Here is a 20,744-nt window from a genome sequence, read left to right as displayed (position 1 = left end):
GCCCTCTCAGTCGCCGTCGGGCGACCGCGCGTCGGCCATCGGGAACAGGATCGGGCTCAGCAGGTAAGGCGAGCGACCGTTTCCCGGCTCGTTGGTGATGGCGGGGACGATCGCCTTGCGCAGGGCCGCGATCAGCGTGTCGCGCTCCTTTGTGGTCAGCCAGATCGCGTGCTGGCGGTAGCCGACCTGGTCGGTGGCGGGGTCGGCCTCCTCGCTGTCGAGGTAGGCGCCGAACTCGGCCATCAGCACGGCCATTGCGGTGGCGAAGATGCGGCGGTGGTCGTCGGTGGTCGCGGCGGCGGCCCGGGCGGGGTCGATGGTCGCGGCGGCCGGGCGCAGGCGGTAGCTGCGCTCGACGAAGCCGCGGACGCGCTGCTCCCCCGCGATCTCGATGATGCCGGCGTCGGCGAGCAGCCCCACGTGCCGATAGACGGTGGCCTGCGAGACATCCGGCATGCGGGCGCACAGCCGGGCGGTGGTGACGGTCCGGCCGCCGGAGAGGGCGTGCACGATCCGCAGCCGTACCGGATGAAGGAGAAGCTCGACCGGGTCCATTCCGCTATGTTCGCACACCTGATAATGTTCGCAGCTATGAGAACAATGGTCGGCGGGGTGGCCACCTATCGCAGCGGCGGGCCCGGGCCGAGCGTCGTCTATCTGCCCGGCGCCGGGCTGGTCGGGCTCGACTTCCTCAATCTGACGTCGGTGCCGTCGGCCGGGCATCTGCTCTACGACCGCGGTGGCACCGGCTGGAGCGCACCGGTCCCGTTGCCGCGCAGCGCGTTCGACGTGGCTCACGAGCTGCGGACGGTGGCCGGCGAGGGGCCGCACGTCCTGGTCGCGCACTCGATGGGCGCGGTCTACGCCCGCCGGTTCGCGCAGCTGTTCCCCGCGTCGGTGGCCGGCATGCTGCTGCTCGATCCCGGGCACGAGGACCTCTTCGCGCACCTGCCACCCGAGGCGGCCGCGCTCAACGACCGGATGAAGCCCGACCCCGCGCAGCTGCCCGACCTCACGCCGGATCAGCTGTCGGCCGCCCGGGAGGCCTATGAGTCGCTGCTCGCCGCGTGGCCGGCCGGCGTGCGCGAGGAGCTGATCGCCTACCACCTGCGGGATTGGCGCACGGCCCTGCACGAGACGGCCAACCTGGAGTCCGCGGTCTACGACGAGGTCCGCGGCGGCGGCCCGCTCCCGGACGTGCCCACGATCGTGCTCTCCGCCGGCGCCGGCAACCCGGCGTGGTCCTCGTTCGGATCGCCCGAGCTGATCCGCAAGGCGCTGGACGGCATCCGCGAGCTGCACGCGTCGATGGCGGCGTCCGTCACCGACGGCGAGCACCGCGTCCTGGAGGGCGCCACGCACCAGTTCGCGCACGTCGAGCGGCCCGGCGCCGTCCGCGGGGCGCTCTCGGATCTGCTGGCCAAGCTGAGGTAGGGAACCGCTCGCCGGGCCGGCGGAGGACCCGCCGGCCCGGCGTGGAGAGTCAGCGGCCCTCGAGGGATTTCACGTTGTCGCCGAAGGTCCAGCCCTTCGAGCCGTCCCAGTTGATCGACCAGGTCATCACGCCCTTGATCGCGCTGACGCTGTTGTAGGCCTGGGAGACCAGGGACGGCGCCATGTAGCCGCCGCCGGCGCCGGACTGGGCGGGCAGGCCGGGGACCTGCTTGTCGTACGGCACGCGGATCGTCGTGCCCTGGATGGTGAGACCGTTGTTCAGGCACTGGGTCTGCACCGTGAAGCCCTGCACGGTGCCGGCCGAGTACGAGTCACCGGAGCAGCCGTACATCGAGCCGTTGTAGTACTGCATGTTCAGCCACCACAGGCGCCCGTTGTCGACGTACTTCTTGATGATCGGCAGGTACGAACCCCAGATCGAGCCGTAGGTGACGCTGCCGCCGGTGACATAGGCCGTCTCCGGCGCCATGGTCAGGCCGAAGTTCGACGGCATCTGGGCCAGCACCCCGTCGATGATCCGGATCAGGTTGGACTGCGACGCCGACAGCGTGCCGATGCTGCCGCTGCCGGTCAGGCCGGTCTCGATGTCGATGTCGATGCCGTCGAAGTTGTACTGCTTGAGGATCGGCACGATGGTGGCGACGAACCGGTCGGCCACCGCCGAGGACGACAGGTCGATGCCGGCCGCGGCCCCGCCGATCGACATCAGGATCGTGGCGCCGGACGCCTTGGCCGCGCACATCTCGGCCGGCGTCGACACCTTCACGCCGGCGTCCATGCCGTTCTCCCACAGCACGGTGCCGTCCGAGCGGATCACCGGGAACGCCGCCGCGATCACGTTGTAGCCGTGCTGAAGCATCCGGCTGTCATTGATCGGGATCCAGCCGAGCCCCGGGTGCACGCCGTTCGAGGCGCCGTCCCAGTTCTCCCAGTAGCCCTGCAGCACCTTGCCGCCGGGCCGCGACTTGACCGCGCACGTCGAGCCGGTCGGCGGCGTCGTGGGCGGCGTGGTCGGCGGCGTCGTGGGCCGGGTGGTCGGCGGCGTCGTGGGCCGGGTGGTCGGCGGCGTCGTCGGTGTGGTCGTCGGCGGCGTGGTGGTCGGGCGCGTGGTCGGGGCCGTCGTGGGCGGCGTCGTCGTGCCGCCCGTGCACGCGCCGAGGTCCTTCCACAGCGACGGCGTCGCGGCCGGGTTCCAACCCGCGCCGACATAGGCCGTGTGGGTCACGAGCGCCTGGTACAGGTGCGCGTTGTAGGTCACCTGCTGCCCGGCCGTATACGTCACACCCTCGGCCCAGACCGTGCCCGAACAGGCCACCGCCGCGAACGACGTGCCCTCCCCGGCGATGGCCACGGCCACGCCTCCGGCCGTCACCGCCACCCCTGCGACCAGCGCTAACAACCGACGACGGACGCCCATGGCGCACCCCTCAATCAACGAACGTGACCCACGACACTCACATCATGGAGTTCACATTCGTAAATATCAAGGGTTCTTAACAGTCAGCGGCACCCCCAGGAACGAAGCGAACGGGGAAAGGGCTTTCTGTATCTCTCGATGATCACGAGCGGTGAGCCGGCCGAGCGGCAGAACGGTCACCGTCACCCCCCGCGCGCTCAGCACCCGCTTCCAGGTCGCGACCACCCGGCCGTCGCGCACCAAAGTCGACTGGAACACCCCGTTCCCACCCGGGATGATCGCCGCCAGGTCGCCCGGCGAGGCCATCAGCGACCGGTCTTTGTAGCCGAGCATGTATTCGTCGAACCCGGACAGCGCGAGCCATCCGTCCACGCCCCGATCCTCCGCGGCCGCCGACATGATCATCTCGACCCCGTCGACGTCCACGACCGACAGCGCCTCCCCGGCGACCGCGATCCCGGTCTTGCAGTCGGTCATGGTCAGCCCCGTCCAGCCCGCGAAGTCCTTCCGGGTGGCAGGCCCGTGACCGCGGAAGTAGCGCAGCGCGATGATTCCGAGCGCTTCCTCCCGGGACGGCCGGGCCGGCGCCGGCGCCCACTCGTCGAGGAGCACGAACGTCTGCTCCTTGCCGACGTGGGGAGCGATCGCCGTCACGCCGCGCTGTGACGCGTACCAGAGCAGGTGGTAGCCCCGCTGACCGCTCACCTCGATGCCGCCGGATCTCAGCGTCGCCAGGCACTCGGATCGCGTGAGACGCCCGCCGCCGGCGAGGGCGGCGCCGAGCAGATCGACCGCCCGGTCCGACGTCGCGACGTCGAGCCCCAGCTGCTCCCGGCGTTTCTCCCCGCCGGCGAGCACGCGCACGCCCATGAGGTCGAGCATCCAGTGCGCATCGGCCGCGGGCACGAGGTGGACGGTCCCGCGCATCGGCCAGGTGCGCAGGACCTCGCGTTTCTCCAGCGCCTCGTTGACGTCGCCGAGCGTCCACCCGGGCAGCCGCGCGCCCAGGGACCACAGCATGCTGTTGGCATCCTGCGACTGCATCGCGCCGAACCACGACACGATCTCGCCCACCGACGCGGGCGCGTTGCCGCGCAACAGCAGGCTCGAAAGCCGCAGCCCCAGGGCCGTCCGTCCATCCATGCGACGACCCTAGAGCCTGGGTACGACAGATTCAGCGTCCGCGGGCGGCCCGGTAGAGGCGGATCAGGTTGTTCGTCGACGAGTCGTCGTCGGCCTCGGCCGTCGAGCCGGTCAGCTTGGGCGCCAGCTGGTTGGCCATCACCTTGCCGAGCTCCACGCCCCACTGGTCGAACGAGTTGATCTGCCAGATGGTGCCCTCGGTGAACGTGATGTGCTCGTAGAGGGCGATCAGCTGGCCGAGGATCGAGGGCGTCAGCTTGTCGGCGAGGATCGTGGTCGTCGGGTGGTTGCCCTGCATGACCCGATGCGGCGCCACCGAAGGGCTGGTCCCCTCGGCCTCGACCTGCTCGAGCGTACGGCCGAAAGCAAGCGCTCCGGTCTGCGCGAAGAAGTTGGACATGAAGAGGTCGTGCATGCCGCCGATGTTGTGGTTGGGCTGCGCGAAGCCGATGAAGTCGGCCGGGATCATCTTCGTGCCCTGGTGGATGAGCTGGTAGAACGCGTGCTGCCCGTTGGTGCCGGGCTCGCCCCAGTAGACCTCGCCGGTCTGGAAGTTGACCGGGCTGCCGTCCAGGCGCACCGACTTGCCGTTGCTCTCCATGGTCAGCTGCTGGAGGTAGGCGGCGAACCGGTGCAGGTACTGCGAGTAGGGCAGGATCGCGTGCGACTGCGCGCCCAGGAACGTGTCGTACCAGACGTTGATCAGGCCGAGCAGGGCCGGCACGTTCGACTCGATCGGCTGGGTGCGGAAGTGCTCGTCGACGGCGTGGTAGCCGGCGAGCATGTCGGCGAACTGCTCCTTGCCGATCGCCACCATCACCGACAGGCCCACCGCGCTCGGCAGCGAGTAGCGGCCGCCCACCCAGTCCCAGAAGCCGAACATGTTGGCGGTGTCGATGCCGAAGTCGGCCACGCGCTGGGCGTTCGTGCTCACGGCGACGAAGTGCTTGGCCACCGCGGCGTCGTCCTTCAGCGACGCGAGCAGCCAGTTGCGGGCCTCGGTCGCGTTGGTCAGCGTCTCCTGGGTGCCGAACGTCTTCGACACGATGATGAAGAGCGTGGTCGCCGGGTCGAGGTCGTGCGTCTTCTCGTACAGATCGGTGGGGTCGATGTTCGAGATGAACCGGCACTCGATCTCGGGCGCCTTGAAGGCCTTGAGCGCCTCGTACGCCATGACGGGCCCCAGGTCGGAGCCGCCGATCCCGATGTTCACCACCGTCTTGATGCGCTGCCCCGTGTGCCCGGTCCACTCACCCGAGCGCACCTTGTCGCTGAACGCGCCCATCCGGTCGAGGACCTCGTGCACCTCGGCGACAACATCTTGACCATCAACCACGAGTTCGGCCGTACGGGGTAAGCGCAGCGCCGTGTGCAGAACGGCCCGGTCCTCGGTGACGTTGATGTGCTCGCCCGCGAACATGGCGGCGATGCGCCCGGTCAGCCCCGCCTTCGCCGCCAGCGCCACGAGCGCGGTCATGACCTCCTCGGTCACCAGGTTCTTGCTGTAGTCCACGGTCAGGTCGGCGACGGTCGCGGTCAGGCGCTCGCCGCGCCCCGGGTCGCTGCCGAACAGGTCGCGCAGGTGAACGGCCGAGAACTTCTCCGCATGGCCCTGCAGGACCTGCCACTCGCCGCTGTCGGAAACGTGTTCGCTCATTGGCCTTGTCTCTCGCTCGAACCCGGACTCTCATCCTCATCCTGGCATGAAACGGTGCCCGTCACCGATCAGTTCAACCCTCCGCCCGGATCGGCCGGCAACCCGCCGCGCGGCTCATAGACACCGCACAGGCCGGCCACAGACGGGCCGTAGCCGCCCGGCCGACCGTAAGAGCCATGACGACCTTGATGGAACGCCCACCGGTGGCTTCGCCGCGCCACGAAGCACCGCGCCCGCCGGGCCGCGCCCGCCGATGGCCGGTCCTGGTCCTGCTCGCCGCCACCGCGGCCCTCTACCTGTGGGACCTGAGCGCGTCCGGCTGGGGCAACAGCTTCTACGCGGCCGCCGCCCAGGCCGGCGCGCAGAGCTGGAAGGCGTGGCTGTTCGGCTCGCTCGACGCCGGCAACGCCATCACGGTCGACAAGCCGCCCGCCGCCATGTGGGTGATGGGCCTCTCCGCGCGCCTCTTCGGCGTCAACAGCTGGGCGATCCTGGCCCCGCAGGCGCTGATGGGCGTGGCGAGCGTCTATCTGCTGTACGCGTCGGTCAAGCGCTGGTTCGGCCAGAACGCCGGTCTGCTGGCCGGGGCCGCGCTCGCGCTGACCCCGGTGGCGGTGCTGATGTTCCGCTACGACAACCCCGACGCGCTGCTCGTGCTGCTGATGACCGCCGGCGCGTACGCCACGACCCGGGCCGTGGAGAAGGCGTCCTGGAAGTGGCTGGCCCTCACCGGCGTGCTGCTCGGCTTCGGGTTCCTCACCAAGATGATGCAGGCGTTCCTGGTCCTGCCCGGGTTCGCCCTGGTCTACCTGATCGCCGCGCCGACCGGCCTCGGCAAGCGCGTCCGCGACCTGCTGATCGCCGGCCTCGCCCTGGTCGTCTCCGCCGGCTGGTACGTCGCGCTGGTCTCGCTGTGGCCCGCGTCGTCCCGCCCGTACATCGCCGGATCGACCAACAACACGCTGTGGGAGCTCGCGCTCGGCTACAACGGCCTCGGCCGGATCTTCGGCGGCACCGGCAACGGCGGCGGGGGCGGCGGCAACGGCAACACCGGTTTCGGCGGCGCCACCGGCATCGGCCGGCTCTTCGGCAGCTCGATGGGCACCGAGATCTCCTGGCTGCTGCCGGCCGCCCTGATCGGCCTGGTCGCGGTGCTGGCCTGCACGTTCACCGCGCCGCGCACCGACCGGGCCCGGGCCGCGATCGTCATGTGGGGCGGCTGGCTGCTCGTCACCGGCATCACGTTCTCCTACATGAGCGGCACGATCCACCCGTACTACACGGTCGCCCTGGCCCCCGCCATCGCCGCGCTCGTGGCCATCGGCGGGCGGATCCTCTGGCTCTACCGCGCTCGGCTCTGGGGCCGGCTGGTGCTGGCCTCGATGCTGGTGGCGACCGCCGTCTGGGGGTCGGTGCTGATGGGACGGGCGGGGTGGCTGCCCGGTCTGCGATGGGGGTCGCTCGCTCTCGGCGTACTCCTGGCGCTGGTGTTGATCTTGCCGGCCGTTCGCCTTCGCCGGTTCGCGGTGGTCGCGCTGGTCGCCGCGATTCTCTCGGCCGGTGCTTCCGGCGCCGCTTACGCGGCATCGACGGCCTCGGTGGCCCACACCGGTTCGATTCCCGCTTCCGGCCCGTCGGCTTCCGCTTCCATGGGCGGCGGTACGGGTGGGAGCCGCATGGGTGAGATGGGCGGTTTCGGTGGTTCGGCCCCGACAACGGGTGCGACGGGTGGCCCGGGCGGCGGATCGACCAGCAACAGCGAGCTGACCGCCCTGCTGAAGGCCAGCACCACCAAATGGTCGGCGGCGATCAGCGGCGCCACCTCGGCGGCCGACCTCGAGCTCGCCAGCGGCACCTCGGTGATCGCGCTCGGCGGCTGGAACGGCAGCGACCCGAGCCCGACGCTCGCCGAGTTCCAGGCCTACGTCGCGGCCGGCCAGATCCACTACTTCATCTCGGGCGGCGGCATGGGCGGGGGCGGCGGCTCGTCTTCCGACTCCTCGCAGATCGCCGAGTGGGTCGCCGCCCACTACACCGCCACCACGGTCGGCAGCACGACGGTCTACGACCTGACCACGACCTGACCGCCCAGTGATACCGGAGCCCCGCGCCGACCAGGCGCGGGGCTCCTTCCGTTAGCATCGCCGCGCATGACCTGGTTGACTCGGGCAGCGCCCCTCTCCGCCGTCACCGCCGGCCTGCTCGCCATGGTCATCGGCGTGACCAGCTCGGCCGCGATCGTCTTCAGCGCCGCCCGGGCGGCCGGCGCCGACGACGCGGAACTAGCCTCCTGGATGCTCGCGCTGGGCGTCGGCATGGGCCTCACCTGCATCGGCCTGTCCCTGCGGTTCCGCGCTCCCGTGATCACGGCCTGGTCCACCCCCGGCGCCGCCCTGCTGGCCACCGGCCTGAACGGCTTCACCCTGCGCGAGGCCACCGGCGCGTTCCTGGTCTCGGCCGCCCTGATCACGCTGAGCGGCGTCACGGGATTGTTCGCCCGCGTCATGGACCGCGTTCCCGTACCCCTGGCCGCCGCCCTTCTCGGCGGCGTCCTGGTGCAGTTCGGGACAGGCCTGTTCGCGTCGATGCAGCACAGCTTCGCCCTGGTCTTCACGATGTTCGGCGTCTACCTGCTGTGCCGCCGCGTGCTCCCCCGCTACGCCGTGCTCTGCGCCCTGGCCGCCGGCGTGCTGGTGGCCGCCCTCACCGGCGCGCTGCACCTGCACGGCGTACGGCTGGCCTTCGCCAAGCCCATCTTCACCGCGCCCGAGTTCTCCTGGCAGGCCGTGGTCGGCGTCGCCCTTCCCCTGTTCGTGGTCACCATGGCCTCGCAGAACCTCCCCGGCGTGGCCGTGCTCCGCAACGACGGCTACCGGGTGCCCGTCTCCCCGCTGATCACCTGGACCGGCCTGGCAAACTTGGTGCTGGCCCCGTTCGGCGCGTTCGGCCTCAATCTGGCCGCGATTACGGCCGCCATCTGCACCGGCCCGCAGGCCCATCCGGACCCCCGCCGCCGCTATGTGGCCGGCGTGTGGGCCGGCGTTTTCTACCTGACGATCGGCGCGCTCGGCGCGACGGTCGGCTCGCTGCTGACGGCCCTCCCCGCCGCGCTGGTCCTCGGGATCGCGGGGATCGGCCTGCTCGCCACGATCGGTTCGTCGTTGACGTCGGCGCTGTCGACGGACCGCTGGCGGGAGGCCGCGGTCGTCACCTTCCTGGCGACCGCCTCGGGGATCAAGCTGTTGGGGGTGGGGTCGGCGTTCTGGGGGCTGGTGGCCGGGCTGGTGACGGCGGTCGCTACGGGGGCTATCCGGCGGGGGGCCGGCGCCGGTGCGGCCGCCGCTGTTCAGCCCGCCGCGCCCGCCGTGGCCGACGCCGCCGCCGGCCCGTCTGCCGTGCCCGCTGTGAACGACGCCGCCATCCGGTCGACCCCGCCCGCGGTGGCCGACGCCGCAGCCGTCCCGCCCAGGCCAGCCGCCCAGGCCGACACCGATTCCGATGCCGCCGCGGTTAGGCCCACCCCACCCGTTCTGGGTGGGGCCGAGTAAAGCACCCACCCCCGACAATTTCCGCGCGCCGTCCACAGGCGTCGCCGAACTCAGCGCTCAAGCAGTCCCCTGACGCCGCTCAGCGTGATCAGGACGGCCAAGACCAGGAACGCGCCCATGACCTCGCGCAGGGTGATGCCGTTCAAGTCGGCAGCTCACAGGGGCGATGCCGAGGCCACCGCGGTTAGGCCCACCCCACCCGTTCTGGGTGGGGCCAATTACAGCACCCACCCCCGACAATTTCCGCGCCCCATCCACAGGCGGTCCCCGGCTCAGCGGTCGAACAACGCCGCCAGGTCGGGTGGGCGGAAGTTCGGGCCCTTCTGCACCTTGCCGTCGCGGACCACCGGGCGGCCGTCCTCGCCGAGCTTGCTCATGTTGGCCCGATGCACCTCGGCGATCACCGCGTCCAGGTCGATGCCGTGCGAGATCGCGGTGCCGTAGGCGACGTACACGACGTCGGCCAGCTCCCGCGCCAGCGACGCCAGCCGCTGCGGCGACGGGTCCGACTGCACGGCGGCCGACGCCTCCGCGACCTCGCCGACCTCCTCGTCGAGCAACCGCTGCCGGACGGCGGCCAGCTCCGGGGGAATCGGCCGCGGGCGGTCGGCTCGCGCCAGCCCGAACACTTCATGGAACTCCCGCACCAACCGCAACGGCGACTCACTCACGCAGGGCACCCTACCGAGCAGGGCCCGGGCCGGCGCGCCGACGGAGGGGCCCGCGGCGCAACACCCGACCGGCCACCCCTAGCGACCGCGCAGGCTGCGCAAGGTGAAGCCGCCGGCCGCCCGCTTGAAGAGATGCTCGGCGCGCTCGTACGAGAGCCGCGCCCGCCCGGTGAGCGGGCAACGGTCGGCCACCGCGCCCGGAGCGGGACGGCGATCGGTCAGGAACAGCGGCCCGGCCGTGCGCCCGCCGATGAGCAAAGGGAGGAGACGGGCCGTACCCGAGCGCCACGCAATCCAGCGGGCGCCCACGCGGGCGCGGCGATCGTCCAGGTCGAGGTCTTCGACGTTCAGGGACAGGACGGCGCTGACCGGGGCGCCGGACTCGTGCAGCAACAGCCAGAACGTGCGCTCCCGCAACGGATGCCCGGACTCCCCGACGAGGGCGGCCAACGACGCGGCCGGAAGAGGTGCGGCGGGAGCGGGCGTCTCGGGGCGGCGGTCCAGCGCGTCCGCGAAGGGCACCGAGGACCACGCCGCGAGCGAGCGCAGCGCGGCCCGGTGCCGGTTCCAGGTCTTCGGGGCGGCGCTGCCCCACGCGGTCGCGCACGCGGCGGCCACCGCCGCAGGGGTCAGCTCGTCGAGGGGCATGCTGTCGCCGAAGGCGCGGCGCAGCCGGGTGAAGGTCTGCCGATAGGACCGCTTACTGGCCGTATCGAGGTCGTCCCGGTTCAGGAACTCCGCGACGGCCGCGGCCAGACCGGGTACGGCCGGCGTCACGGCGGTCATCTCGGCCACGCGCCGGCGCAGGAACTGCCGCTCCTGGTGGTTGCGGGTCAGCGTCAGCGCGCGCTCGAACTCGCGGCGGGCCTCGGCGTGCCGCGACAGCCGGGCCAGCAGGTCGCCACGGACGGCGGGCAGCAGGTGGTAGTCGCGCAGGAACGGGTCGGTCAGCAGCGGCTCGGTCGCGGCCAGCCCTTCCGACGCGCCGAACGCCATGCCGACGGCCACCGCCCGGTTGAGCCGGACCACCGGCGTGGGCAGCAGCCGGATCAAGGCGTCGTAGAGAGTGACGATGCGCCGCCAGTCGGTGGCCTCGGCGGTCGGCGCCTGAGCATGGCAGACGGCGATCGCGGCCTGTAACACGTACGGGCCGGGCGGCGTTTTTAATGATCTTGCTTTGAGCATCGCCGCGAAGCCGCGCCTGATCAGCAGGCGGTCCCAGCGCCCGCGATTCTGCTCGTGGAGCAGCACCAGCTCGCCGGACGGGCCGGTGCGCGCGGCCGAACGCGACGCCTGCAGCTCCATCAGCGCGACCAGCCCGTGCACCTCGGCCTCGGCCGGCGCCAGCTCGGCGAGCATGCGGCCCAGGCGCAGCGCCTCGCGACAGAGATCGGCGCGGATCAGATCCTGGCCGGCCGCCGCCGCGTACCCCTCGTTGAAGATCAGATACAGCACCTCGAGCACCGAGCCCAGCCGCCCCGGCATCGCGTCGCCCGCCGGCCGGGCGAAACCCACCCCCTCGTCGGCGAGGATCTGCTTGGCGGCGGCGATCCGGCGGACCACCTGCGGCTCATCAAGAAGAAAGGCCCGACCGATTTCGTACGCGGTGAGCCCGCCGACCATGCGCAGAGTGAGCGCGACCCGAGCGTCGCGGGGCAGCACCGGGTGGCAGCACACGAACATCAGGCGCAGGACGTCGTCGTGGCTCTCCGCGGGCGGCTCGGCCTCGGCGGCCGGCTCGTGGTCGCCCACGGTCTCCCGCTGGGACCGCCGGATGTGGTCGACGGCCCGGCGCCGGGCGACCGTGGTCAGCCAGGCGCCGGGATTGTCGGGAACGCCGTCGACCGGCCACTGCTCGAGGGCCGCGACCAGCGCGTCCTGGGCGAGCTCCTCGGCCAGCCCGACGTCGCGCACGAGCCGGGCCAGGCCGCCGACGATCCGCGCGGACTCCAGCTTCCAGACCGCGTCGATCGTGCGATGGACGTCCATTTTTCCGAAACCGATCAGAAGACCTGCTGGATCGTGCTCTCCCCGTCACCGACGATCTTGCGGAAGCGGCGGCCGAGCTCGATCGCCTCCTCGCGGGAGCCGACCTCGATCAGCGCGAAGCCGGCGGCCGCCTCCTTGGCCTCGGCGAACGGGCCGTCGGTCACGGTGATCTCGTCGCCGATCGAGGACATCCGGACGCCGCCGGGCTCGAGGCCGCCGGTGGCGAGCAGGACGCCGGCCGCGGTCATCTCCTCGATGAAGGCGCCCATCTCGGCGAACAGCTTCTCGTCGGGCGCGGTGTCGGTCGGCTTCTGCATCATCAGGAAACGCATGTCGTGCTCCTCCGGTGAGGTTCGTGTGTCGCGGACACCACTGCGTCGGCTGAGCTTATGCGACAGGGAACGCACGGTGTTCCCTGTCGCATCGCGACTTCGACGTCCTGGCGAGAACACAAACCCAGGAGGAACCCGAAATGACCGCACTGACGATCGCCGCCGCTCCCACCCGCGTCGCCACCCGCACCCTGCTGACCGCCGGCGTCGTCGCCGCGCCGCTGTGGGCCACGGTGTCGCTCGCCCAGGCCTTCACCCGCGACGGCTTCGACCTGACCCGCCACCCGCTGAGCATGCTGAGCAACGGCGCGCTCGGCTGGCTCCAGATCACCAACTTCCTGCTGGCCGGCGTCCTCACGGTGGCCGGCGCGATCGGCCTGCGCCGCACCGGCCGCAGCCGGTGGACGCCCCGGCTGGTGGCCCTCAACGGCGCCGGCATGTTCGCCGCCGGCGTGTTCACGATGGACGCCGCCGACGGTTTCCCGGCCGGCACCCCCGCCGGCATGGGAGTGCTGACCTGGCACAGCTACGCCCACTTCGCGAGCGGCACGGTCGCCTTCGGCACCCTGATCGCCGCCTGCTACGTCCTGGCCCGCGGCTACCGAGGCGCACGCCGGCTCGCCTCGATCGCCGCCGGCTCGGCCCTGCTGGCCGGCGACCTGTGGGCCATGACCGGCGGCAAGGCCGGCTCCCTGACCCTGGCAGTCGGCGCCATCACCGCCATGCTCTGGATCTCCGCGGTGTGCGCCGATCGCCTGCGAGGCCTCTGATCCGGGCCTGCCGCCCCCCTTCCCGCAGCCGCCCCCGTTTGCTCCCCTTCTCGAGCCCCGCGCCGATCTCGGTGCGGGGCTCGCCATCGTGGGTCGCTACCGACAGAGGGCGCGACGTGCGGATCGCCGGAGTCGCGGCCAGCCAATCCGACTGACCGCAACACACCGGCTCGCGCGCGCGTGACACACCGTGGTGGCAGCCCTGACAAGCGCCGTGAGCTCGTCGGCATCTCGCTCGACGCCGTGACGTGTCCGCTGCTGGGCGCCCCATCCCCCGCGACCCGCCCCGAGGCTCGCGCTCCCGGGTGCCCATCGCCCGGTCACCTGCGCACCGCTGGCCCCGGAAACGCGTACCGGCAAAGGAAGCGCAACCGAATCGCCCAGCTCACCACCCGCCGAGCATCCTAGGAGACTAGGCGGATTGCTCCGGGCACCGGGAAGGCCATCTCCCTGTCCAGCAGCGCCGTCGCCTCACCCGCCGGCAGAGGGCGCGACAGCAGGTAACCCTGCGCGTAGTCGCATCCCATCTCCTGCAGGAGCGCGAGCTGCACGTCGTTCTCGATGCCCTCGGCGACCGTGCGCATGCCGAAGCGCTGCCCCAGCCGCACGATCGTCCGCACCAGCGCCTCGTCCTCGCACTCGCCGCCGAGCCGGTCCACGAACGAGCGGTCGATCTTCAGCACGTCCATCGGGAAGCGGCGCAGGTAGGCGAGCGACGAGTACCCCGTGCCGAAATCGTCCATGGCCAGCATGACGCCGAGCGCCTTGAGGCTGACGATGCGGGCGAGGTTCTCATCGGTGTCGTTGAGCAGGACGGACTCGGTCATCTCCAGGCAGAGCTGACCGGGCGGCATGCCTGTATCGGCGAGCACCCCGGCGACCACATCGGCCAGGTCGCCGGCCTCGAATTGTCGGACGGACACGTTGACAGCCATCACGAGCGAGCGGCCCCACGCTACCGCCTGGCGGCACGCCTCGGTAAGCACCCAGCGGCCGAGTGGCACGATCAATCCGGTGGCCTCGGCGACGCCGATGAAATCCAGTGGCGGCACCATTCCGCGGGTGGGATGCTGCCAGCGCACGAGCGCCTCGAAGCCCATGATCTCGCCGCTGCGCAGGTCGAATTTGGGCTGGTAGTGCAGCACGAGCTCGTCCCGCTCGAGCGCGAGACGCAGGTCGGTGGCGAGCTCGAGCCGGCGCACCAGAGCGTCGTGCATGCTCGAGTCGTAGGTGGCGTAACCGCCGCCGCCCGCGTCCTTGGCGCGGTACATCGCCAGGTCCGCGTCGCGCTGCAGCTGCTCGATGTCGCCGGCGTCGGCGGCCGAGGCGATGCCGATCGCGGCGCTGACGTGCAGCTCCCGGTCGTCGACCAGCACCGGCTCGGCGAGCGCGCCCAAGATCTCGGCCGCGACGTCCTCCGCGGCAGTCAGCGACGCATCGGCGATCACCGCGAACTCGTCCCCGCCGACCCGCGCCAGCGTCCACTCGGCGGGCAGGCACGAGCGCAGGCGCGCCGCGACGCACACGAGCAGATGATCGCCGGCATCATGGCCGAGGCTGTCGTTGATCTCCTTGAAGCCGTCCAGATCGAGCAGCAGGATCGCCACGCGGTCGCGGGGGTTGCGCTCGACCGCCTCGCCGAGCCGGTCGGCGAAGCCCGCGCGGTTCACCAGCCCGGTCAGCGGATCGTGATAGGCCTCGTGGCGCAGGCGATCCTGCAGCTCCTGCGCCTCGCTGATGTCGCGCGTATTGAAAACCAGGCCTTTGACGTACGGGTCATCGAGCAGATTGGTGATGGTCATCTCGGCCAGACGGGGCTTCCCATCCGCGTGCCAGAGGACGATTTCGAACACCGTGGTGGCGCCCGGCGTGTCCCGCACCTCGTCGATCGCCTGCGCCACGCGTCCGCCGACCTTACGCCCCGCGAGCTTGCAGAAGGACCGGCCGAGCAGTTCCGACGCCGGGTAGCCGAAGATCCGCTCGACCGAACCGGACTGCCAGCGCACGGTCGAGTCGGCCTCGAGGATCGCCAGCGAGTCGGTGCTCTGCTCGACCAGGGCGCGAAACCGCAGCTCACGCTCGTGCAGTTCGGCCGCGCGTTCGGCCACCCGCGACTCGAGGCGACGCGCCAGCCGCCGGCTCTCGACCATCAGCAGCACCTGGCGGCCCACGATGAGCGCGATGCTGATCGACCGGGTCCAGCTACCGACCGTGCTGGGCGTTCCGCCGAGCAGCATGCGGCCAATGCCAACCACAAGACTGATAACGATCACGACGTACGGGAGGAGCACCGTCATCGACGGCCGTTCATCGATCTCGGACTCGGCGTCCGCCCCCGTGTGCCCCAGCACCGCGGCGGTGACGAGCAGCCCGAACCCACCCAGCCAGCCCGCCGCCGCGAGACGCTCCAGTCCGGCGGAGGCGACGCTCCCCGAGACCGCCATCGTGAGCAGCGCGCCGGCCGTGACCGTGATCGCCCGCAGGTCGGGCACACCACGGCGCAGGCGCGAGAGGGTGAGCAGAGCGACGGTGCCGAGGACGATGTCGCCGATCGGATAGGCGATCGAGGCCGAGCCGGGCGTGCGATACGCGTCCAGCACGAGGTGGAAGGAAAGCGAGACCAGGCACGACGCGATCAGGAGCGTGTCGATCACCGCGCGGACTTTTTCGATTCCCGTACGGGCGGGGACCGGCACGAGGAGCAGACCGGCGACCAGAAGCGCGATCATCCCGAGGTGCCCCGGCGCCGGTTCGGCCGGAGTTCCGCCCGCGAGCGCGCCGGCCAGGGCGCCGACGCCGAGCGTGGTCCAGGCGACGCGCACCCGTCCGCGGCGCCGCCCGGCCCGGACCAGGCAGGCAGTGGCCGCGCCGAACGCGAGAGCAGTGGTGACGGCGGCGGTGACGGCGGCCCCGGCCAGGGCGGCCAGCGCGCCGGCGAGCACGAGCACCAGCAGGATCGCCGCGGGAAGCGGACGCCTGACGGTCATCCCTTTCCCTCCCCGCCGGTTGACACCCCGTCGAGTCCAGAATCGGGTTTTCCGGCGACTACCTAAGGGTTATCAGGCGGGCTTGTTTGGCGGCGTTCGTCCGGGGCACAACAGCGCACGGGACGGGTTCCGGATCCCGGCGCCCGCCCCGCACAGAAGATTCGAAGCTCACTTCTTCTTCTTGTTCTTCTTGTCCTTCTTCGACTTCTTCGACTTCTTAGCCATGGTGGGGCCTCCCTTCGACACGCCGGCCTGGCGGCCTCCCTCACGCGACAACGGCTCTCCGCCTCGCGCGGGCCGCCTCGCGTACGGCGGCCGACCGTTAACTTTACGGAAACGCGGCCCCTCGTGTGGGCATCTCAACATGAACAAACAGAGTCCGGAGACGGGTCAAACTCGCGCCAAACCGCGTGAAAGAGACATGAACAATCCAGTACGGAACACGCCCTCGCGTGATCAGCCGGCGCCCGCCGCGGTTCTGATTCCGCGCGGGCCGTCTCCGGGTCGCTCGGCCGCCCGGTGATCGGCCGCATCGAGCGAGCGTTTGCCGGGCGAAAGCGTGGTGTGCCAACGGGTTCGCCGCCGTCGTCCTCGCCCTGCCGTCGCGTCCCCCTCGGCCCGCCGCCGCGTCCCCTTTGCCCCGGCGCCCTTCATCCCAACCGTCGTCTTATCAACCCACCGCCTTTCCTCAGCGCACCGCCGCCCCTCTGGCCGCCGCATCTCTCGTTCCGCCGCTTCTTCGCACTCCGCTCTCCGGCCCTCGGCCGCTTATCGCTCGCAGAATCGCCGAACTAGTTGCGCCGGGCGGCCCTCTGCGGGTAGCCAGGTCCTCATGATGCCGATCATCGACGGGCACAACGACCTGCCCATGCAGCTGCGCGGCCGCTTCGGATACCGGGTCGAAGGCCTCAACGAGCCCCGCCCCGAGCTGCAGACCGACATCCCCCGGTTGCGCGCCGGCCGGGTGGGCGGCCAGTTCTGGTCGGTCTACGTCCCGTCCGACCTGCCCGAGGCCGAGGCCGTGGCCGCGACCATGGAGCAGATCGACGCCGTCTACCGGCTCGCCGCCGCCTACCCCGACGACCTGGCCATCGCCTACAGCGCGGACGACGTCGAACGCGTCATCGCCGCCGGCCGGATCGCCTCCCTGATCGGCATCGAGGGTGGCCACAGCATCGCCACCTCGCTCGGCGTGCTGCGCAGTTTCGCCCGCCTGGGCGTCCGTTACATGACCCTCACCCACAACCACAACACCTCCTGGGCCGATTCGGCGGCCGCGGAACCGGCGGTGGACGGCCTCAACGACGACGGCCGCGCCGTGGTCCGCGAGATGCAACGCATCGGCATGCTGGTCGACCTCTCTCATGTAGCCCCGGTGACCATGCGAGCCGCTCTGGACACCGCCTTCGCCCCCGTGATCTTCAGCCATTCCGGCGCCCGGGCCGTCCACGATCACCCCCGCAACGTCCCCGACGACGTCCTCACCCGCCTCCGCGACAACGGCGGCGTGCTCCAACTGACCTTCGTGGCTCCTTTCCTCTCCGCCGACTACCGCGCCTGGATGCGCGACTCCGACGCCGAGCAGCAACGGCTCGGTCTCACCTCCTCTCCGCTGGGTGACTGGCCCCGCGCCCCGCGCCCGGCCGAGGACCCGGCCACCGTCCCGCCGACGGTCGCCACCGACCCGATGACCGTGCCCGCCTACCGGGAGTGGCTCGCCGCCAACCCCCGGCCCACGGTCACGGCCGCCCAGGTGGCCGACCACGTCGACCACGCCCGCGACGTGGCCGGCGTCGACCACATCGGCCTCGGTGGCGACTACGACGGCACCACCGATCTCCCCGAGGGCATGGGCGACGTATCCGGCTACCCCCGGCTGCTGACCGAGCTCTCCGCCCGCGGCTGGTCCGAGACCGATCTCGACAAGCTCACCGGCGGCAACATCCTGCGCGTGCTGCGCGAATCCGAACGGCTGGCCCAGGAGCCACTCTGGCCGCTGTCTCCCGCCCGCTGAACTCCGCGGGCCTTGCCGGGCCCACTCCGCTGGGCCGGCGCGCTGGGCCCGCTTCTCGCGGGCCGCTTCTCTTGAGCCTAATTCTCTCGGGCCTGCTTCTCTTGGGCCTACTTCTCTCGGGCCTGCTTCTCTTGGGCCTGCTTCTCTTGGGCCTGCTTCTCCGGGGCCTGCTTCTCTTCGGCCCACGTTTATCCGGCCTGCTTCTCTGCCCTGGCCTCTCCGCCTTGGGTGCCGCCGACTTTACGAGGCTCGGCGACCGCGGCGATACCGACCAAAGTCGACGATCGGATCGACCTTTGCCGCCGGCCGTCGACCTCTGGCCGACGCGAACGGACGGCCCGCCCCGGCACGCTGAGCCACATGATCAGGGTTGAACACCTCACGAAGAGGTACGGGAGTCACCCCGCAGTCAACGACGTGTCCTTCATCTGCGAGCCGGGCACGGTGACCGGCTTCCTCGGGCCGAACGGCGCCGGCAAGTCCACCACCATGCGGATGATCTGCGGGCTCACCCCGCCCACGTCCGGCGCCGCGACAGTGTGCGGCATCCCTTATCGCCGCCTCGGCAACCCCGGCCGGCTGATCGGTGTGCTGCTCGACGCCTCCGCTCAGCACGGTGGCCGCACCGGTCGCGAGGTGCTCGCGCTGGCGGCCGTCACCATGGGCGTCGACACCGCTCAGGTCGGCCGGTCACTCGACCGGGTCGGGCTCAACGCGACAGCCGGCCGCCGCCGGGTGAAACGCTATTCGCTCGGCATGCGGCAGCGCCTCGGCCTGGCCCACGCGCTGCTGGGCGATCCGCAGGTGCTGATCCTCGACGAACCGGCGAACGGCCTCGACCCCGAGGGCATCTTCTGGATGCGCGGCCTGTTGCGCGATTTCGCCGACCGAGGCGGCACGGTGCTGCTGTCCTCGCATCTGCTGCGCGAGGTCGAAGCGGTCGCCGACCACCTGATCGTGATCGGAGGCGGCCGCGTCGTCGCCCAGGGGGCCCAAGACGAGCTGCTGTCCGCGGCCGGCACACTCGTCCGGGCGCTCGATCCCGTGGCGCTCGACGCGATGCTCGCCCGGGCCGGTCTGACCGGCGCCCCGTCGACCGACGGCGGCGTGGTGGTCCGGGCCCAAGCCGAGACCATCGGACGAGCCGCGGCCGAGGCGGGACTGGTGCTTCTGGAACTGCGCCCGGCCGGCGCCGACGGGTTGGAGCAGATCTTCCTCGAGCTGACCGCCGGCGAGTCGGTACGGGAGGCGGTCCGATGACCACGTCCCTATCCCCCGCGCTCCGCACGGCGGGTCCGGCGCCGGTCGCGACCACGCCGATCTCGCCGGCTCGCCTCACGGTCGTCGAGCTCCGCAAACTGGCCGACACACGAGCCGGTCTCTGGCTGCTCATCCTGATCGGCCTCGGCACGGTCGGCACGGCGGCGATCCAGCTCGGCTGGGCGGCCGACGAGGAGCTCACGTTCGACGGCTTCTTCGCCTTCGGCCTGGTCCCGTCGGCCGCGCTGTTGCCGGTGCTCGGCATCCTGTCGATGACCGGCGAATGGTCGCAGCGCACGGCCCTGACCACCTTCACGCTGACACCCGCGCGGTTGCGCGTGATCACCGCGAAGCTGGCGGCCGGCATCCTGGTCGCCCTGGCCGCGACCGCCGCGACGATGCTGCTGAGCGCCGCGGCGAACCTGCTGGGCATGACCCTCGGCGGCGACGGCCGTTGGCGCGTGACGCCGTCGCTCGTATGGCAGGGCGCGCTCCTGCTGGTCGTGTTCGTCCTGATGGGCATGGCGTTCGGGGCGCTCCTGCTCAACTCACCGCTGGCGATCGTCGCCTACTTCGCCCTGCCGACTCTCTGGTCGGTCCTGGGCGAGGCGATCCGCGCACTGCACGGCGTTTCCCGTTGGCTCGATCTCGACGCAACGACCGGCCCGCTTTCCGAACCGGCCATGTCCGCAGGCGAATACGGCCGGCTGGCTGTCTCGGTCGCCGTGTGGGTGGCCCTGCCCTTGCTGCTGGGCTCGTGGCGGATCCTCCACCGGGAGGTGACATGACCGAGCCGCGATGGACCGCCGGCCACGCCGCCCAGGGGAACGCGATGAGGCTCGGCCGGCGACGAGGCTCGCCAGCGACGAGCCTCGGCCAGCGACGAGCCTCGGCCAGCGCCGAGGCTCGGCCAGCGCCGAGGCTCGGCGAGTAACGAGCCTCGGCCGGCAATGAGGCTCGGCCAGCGATGAGACTCGGCCGGCGACGAGGCTGGGCCGGCGATGAGGGCTCGGCCAGTGATGAGCCTCGACCCAGCGACGAGGCTGGGCCGGCGATGAGCCTCGTGCCGGGTGCGGGCATGTAGGGGCTTGTTTGGCGGCGGGCGTGCCGGGGTACGCGCCCGGCATGCCCATCGGAGCTCAGCCGCCGGGGCGGCGCGGGACTGTCGGCGAGCCCTACAGCGCGCTGAATCTGCGGCTTGTGCTGGCGGCGTTCGGGTTCGTCGTGTGCACTCTGCTGGCCATCTGGCTGTTCCACGAGGGGTGGACAGTGCCGGGCTGGTTGCTTGCCGCGTGGGCCGCCGTCGCCGTGATCGACATGGTTGTTGTGCAGCTTCGGCGGCGCGCCCGTCGCCGGGCCGAGGGGGACGGGCACCACTCACTGTTCGAATAGCGCGTGTTGGCCTGCCGCTGGTCGGGCGGCAGGTAGCGTCCAGTTTCATGGATCGCGTCCGCTTCGCAGCTTTTGTGGTGATCACCATGGTGGCGCCGCTTATGTCAGC

Annotated in this window: 16 protein-coding genes and 1 pseudogene; 9 read left to right on the top strand and 8 right to left on the bottom strand. The window is 71.2% G+C overall.

From position 1 onward, the window contains the following. Positions 1 to 6: 6 nt before the first annotated feature. Positions 7 to 555 (bottom strand): helix-turn-helix domain-containing protein, encoded by a 549-nt coding sequence (locus ACZ6TB_RS10040; protein ID WP_465552686.1) that lies wholly within the window; start codon positions 553 to 555, stop codon positions 7 to 9. Between the two features lie 36 nt (positions 556 to 591). On the opposite strand from ACZ6TB_RS10040, the gene ACZ6TB_RS10035 reads away from it, so the two are divergent. After that, positions 592 to 1,434: an alpha/beta fold hydrolase gene (locus ACZ6TB_RS10035; RefSeq protein WP_465552684.1), complete on the top strand. Its 843-nt coding sequence runs from the start codon at positions 592 to 594 to the stop codon at positions 1,432 to 1,434. Between the two features lie 49 nt (positions 1,435 to 1,483). On the opposite strand, the gene ACZ6TB_RS10030 is transcribed toward ACZ6TB_RS10035, so the two are convergent. From ACZ6TB_RS10030 to pgi, 3 genes are all read right to left on the bottom strand, one after another. Next, a complete protein-coding gene (locus ACZ6TB_RS10030) occupies positions 1,484 to 2,872 on the bottom strand; it encodes a carbohydrate-binding protein (RefSeq protein ID WP_465552682.1) in 1,389 nt (462 codons plus the stop codon). Positions 2,873 to 2,938: 66 nt separating this feature from the next. Then, complete coding sequence (locus tag ACZ6TB_RS10025) at positions 2,939 to 4,015, bottom strand: winged helix DNA-binding domain-containing protein (RefSeq protein ID WP_465552680.1); 1,077 nt, start codon at positions 4,013 to 4,015, stop codon at positions 2,939 to 2,941. Between the two features lie 31 nt (positions 4,016 to 4,046). Beyond that, entirely contained in the window at positions 4,047 to 5,672 is a 1,626-nt protein-coding gene (pgi, locus tag ACZ6TB_RS10020; RefSeq protein WP_465552678.1) for a glucose-6-phosphate isomerase, read from the bottom strand. A 176-nt stretch (positions 5,673 to 5,848) separates the two neighbouring features. Here pgi and ACZ6TB_RS10015 point away from each other — a divergent pair, with 176 nt between their 5' ends. Together ACZ6TB_RS10015 and ACZ6TB_RS10010 are read left to right on the top strand one after the other, a co-directional pair. Beyond that, positions 5,849 to 7,756, top strand: a complete 1,908-nt coding sequence (locus ACZ6TB_RS10015) for a glycosyltransferase family 39 protein (protein WP_465552676.1) — start codon at positions 5,849 to 5,851, stop codon at positions 7,754 to 7,756. A 66-nt stretch (positions 7,757 to 7,822) separates the two neighbouring features. After that, the gene (locus ACZ6TB_RS10010) at positions 7,823 to 9,220 is read left to right on the top strand and encodes a benzoate/H(+) symporter BenE family transporter (protein ID WP_465552674.1); all 1,398 of its coding nucleotides are present in this window, start codon (positions 7,823 to 7,825) and stop codon (positions 9,218 to 9,220) included. Positions 9,221 to 9,492: 272 nt separating this feature from the next. On the opposite strand, the gene ACZ6TB_RS10005 is transcribed toward ACZ6TB_RS10010, so the two are convergent. The 3 genes from ACZ6TB_RS10005 to ACZ6TB_RS09995 all read right to left on the bottom strand — a co-directional run bounded on the left by ACZ6TB_RS10005 (position 9,493) and on the right by ACZ6TB_RS09995 (position 12,212). Continuing rightward, entirely contained in the window at positions 9,493 to 9,891 is a 399-nt protein-coding gene (locus tag ACZ6TB_RS10005; RefSeq protein WP_465552672.1) for a pyrophosphohydrolase domain-containing protein, read from the bottom strand. A gap of 78 nt (positions 9,892 to 9,969) precedes the next feature. Continuing rightward, entirely contained in the window at positions 9,970 to 11,880 is a 1,911-nt protein-coding gene (locus ACZ6TB_RS10000) for a DUF6596 domain-containing protein (protein ID WP_465552670.1), read from the bottom strand. Between the two features lie 14 nt (positions 11,881 to 11,894). Beyond that, positions 11,895 to 12,212 carry a YciI family protein gene (locus ACZ6TB_RS09995; protein WP_465552668.1) on the bottom strand — a complete coding sequence of 106 codons (318 nt, stop codon included), beginning with the start codon at positions 12,210 to 12,212 and terminating at the stop codon, positions 11,895 to 11,897. A 140-nt stretch (positions 12,213 to 12,352) separates the two neighbouring features. Between ACZ6TB_RS09995 and ACZ6TB_RS09990 the strand changes: the two genes are divergently transcribed. Next, entirely contained in the window at positions 12,353 to 12,982 is a 630-nt protein-coding gene (locus ACZ6TB_RS09990) for a DUF998 domain-containing protein (protein WP_465552666.1), read from the top strand. 404 nt (positions 12,983 to 13,386) lie between these two features. On the opposite strand, the gene ACZ6TB_RS09985 is transcribed toward ACZ6TB_RS09990, so the two are convergent. Beyond that, positions 13,387 to 15,969 carry a putative bifunctional diguanylate cyclase/phosphodiesterase gene (locus ACZ6TB_RS09985; protein ID WP_465552664.1) on the bottom strand — a complete coding sequence of 861 codons (2,583 nt, stop codon included), beginning with the start codon at positions 15,967 to 15,969 and terminating at the stop codon, positions 13,387 to 13,389. 832 nt (positions 15,970 to 16,801) lie between these two features. Between ACZ6TB_RS09985 and ACZ6TB_RS09980 the strand changes: the two genes are divergently transcribed. From ACZ6TB_RS09980 to ACZ6TB_RS09960, 5 genes and pseudogenes are all read left to right on the top strand, one after another. Continuing rightward, the gene (locus ACZ6TB_RS09980; RefSeq protein WP_465552662.1) at positions 16,802 to 17,983 is read left to right on the top strand and encodes a dipeptidase; all 1,182 of its coding nucleotides are present in this window, start codon (positions 16,802 to 16,804) and stop codon (positions 17,981 to 17,983) included. Positions 17,984 to 18,079: 96 nt separating this feature from the next. Then, positions 18,080 to 18,136 (top strand): annotated as a pseudogene (locus ACZ6TB_RS09975) (hypothetical protein); the annotation flags it as partial. 207 nt (positions 18,137 to 18,343) lie between these two features. Then, entirely contained in the window at positions 18,344 to 19,243 is a 900-nt protein-coding gene (locus ACZ6TB_RS09970; RefSeq protein WP_465552660.1) for an ABC transporter ATP-binding protein, read from the top strand. After that, positions 19,240 to 20,031, top strand: a complete 792-nt coding sequence (locus ACZ6TB_RS09965; protein ID WP_465552658.1) for an ABC transporter permease — start codon at positions 19,240 to 19,242, stop codon at positions 20,029 to 20,031. Before ACZ6TB_RS09970 ends, ACZ6TB_RS09965 begins: the two co-directional genes overlap by 4 nt. Positions 20,032 to 20,368: 337 nt before the next feature. Beyond that, on the top strand, positions 20,369 to 20,635 hold the full coding sequence (locus ACZ6TB_RS09960) for a hypothetical protein (RefSeq protein ID WP_465552656.1): 267 nt from the start codon (positions 20,369 to 20,371) through the stop codon (positions 20,633 to 20,635). The last annotated feature ends 109 nt before the right edge of the window (positions 20,636 to 20,744 follow it).

It is taken from the genome of Actinoplanes sp. NPDC051537 (assembly GCF_055586105.1).
This window is presented reverse-complemented; position numbering and strand designations above follow the sequence as displayed.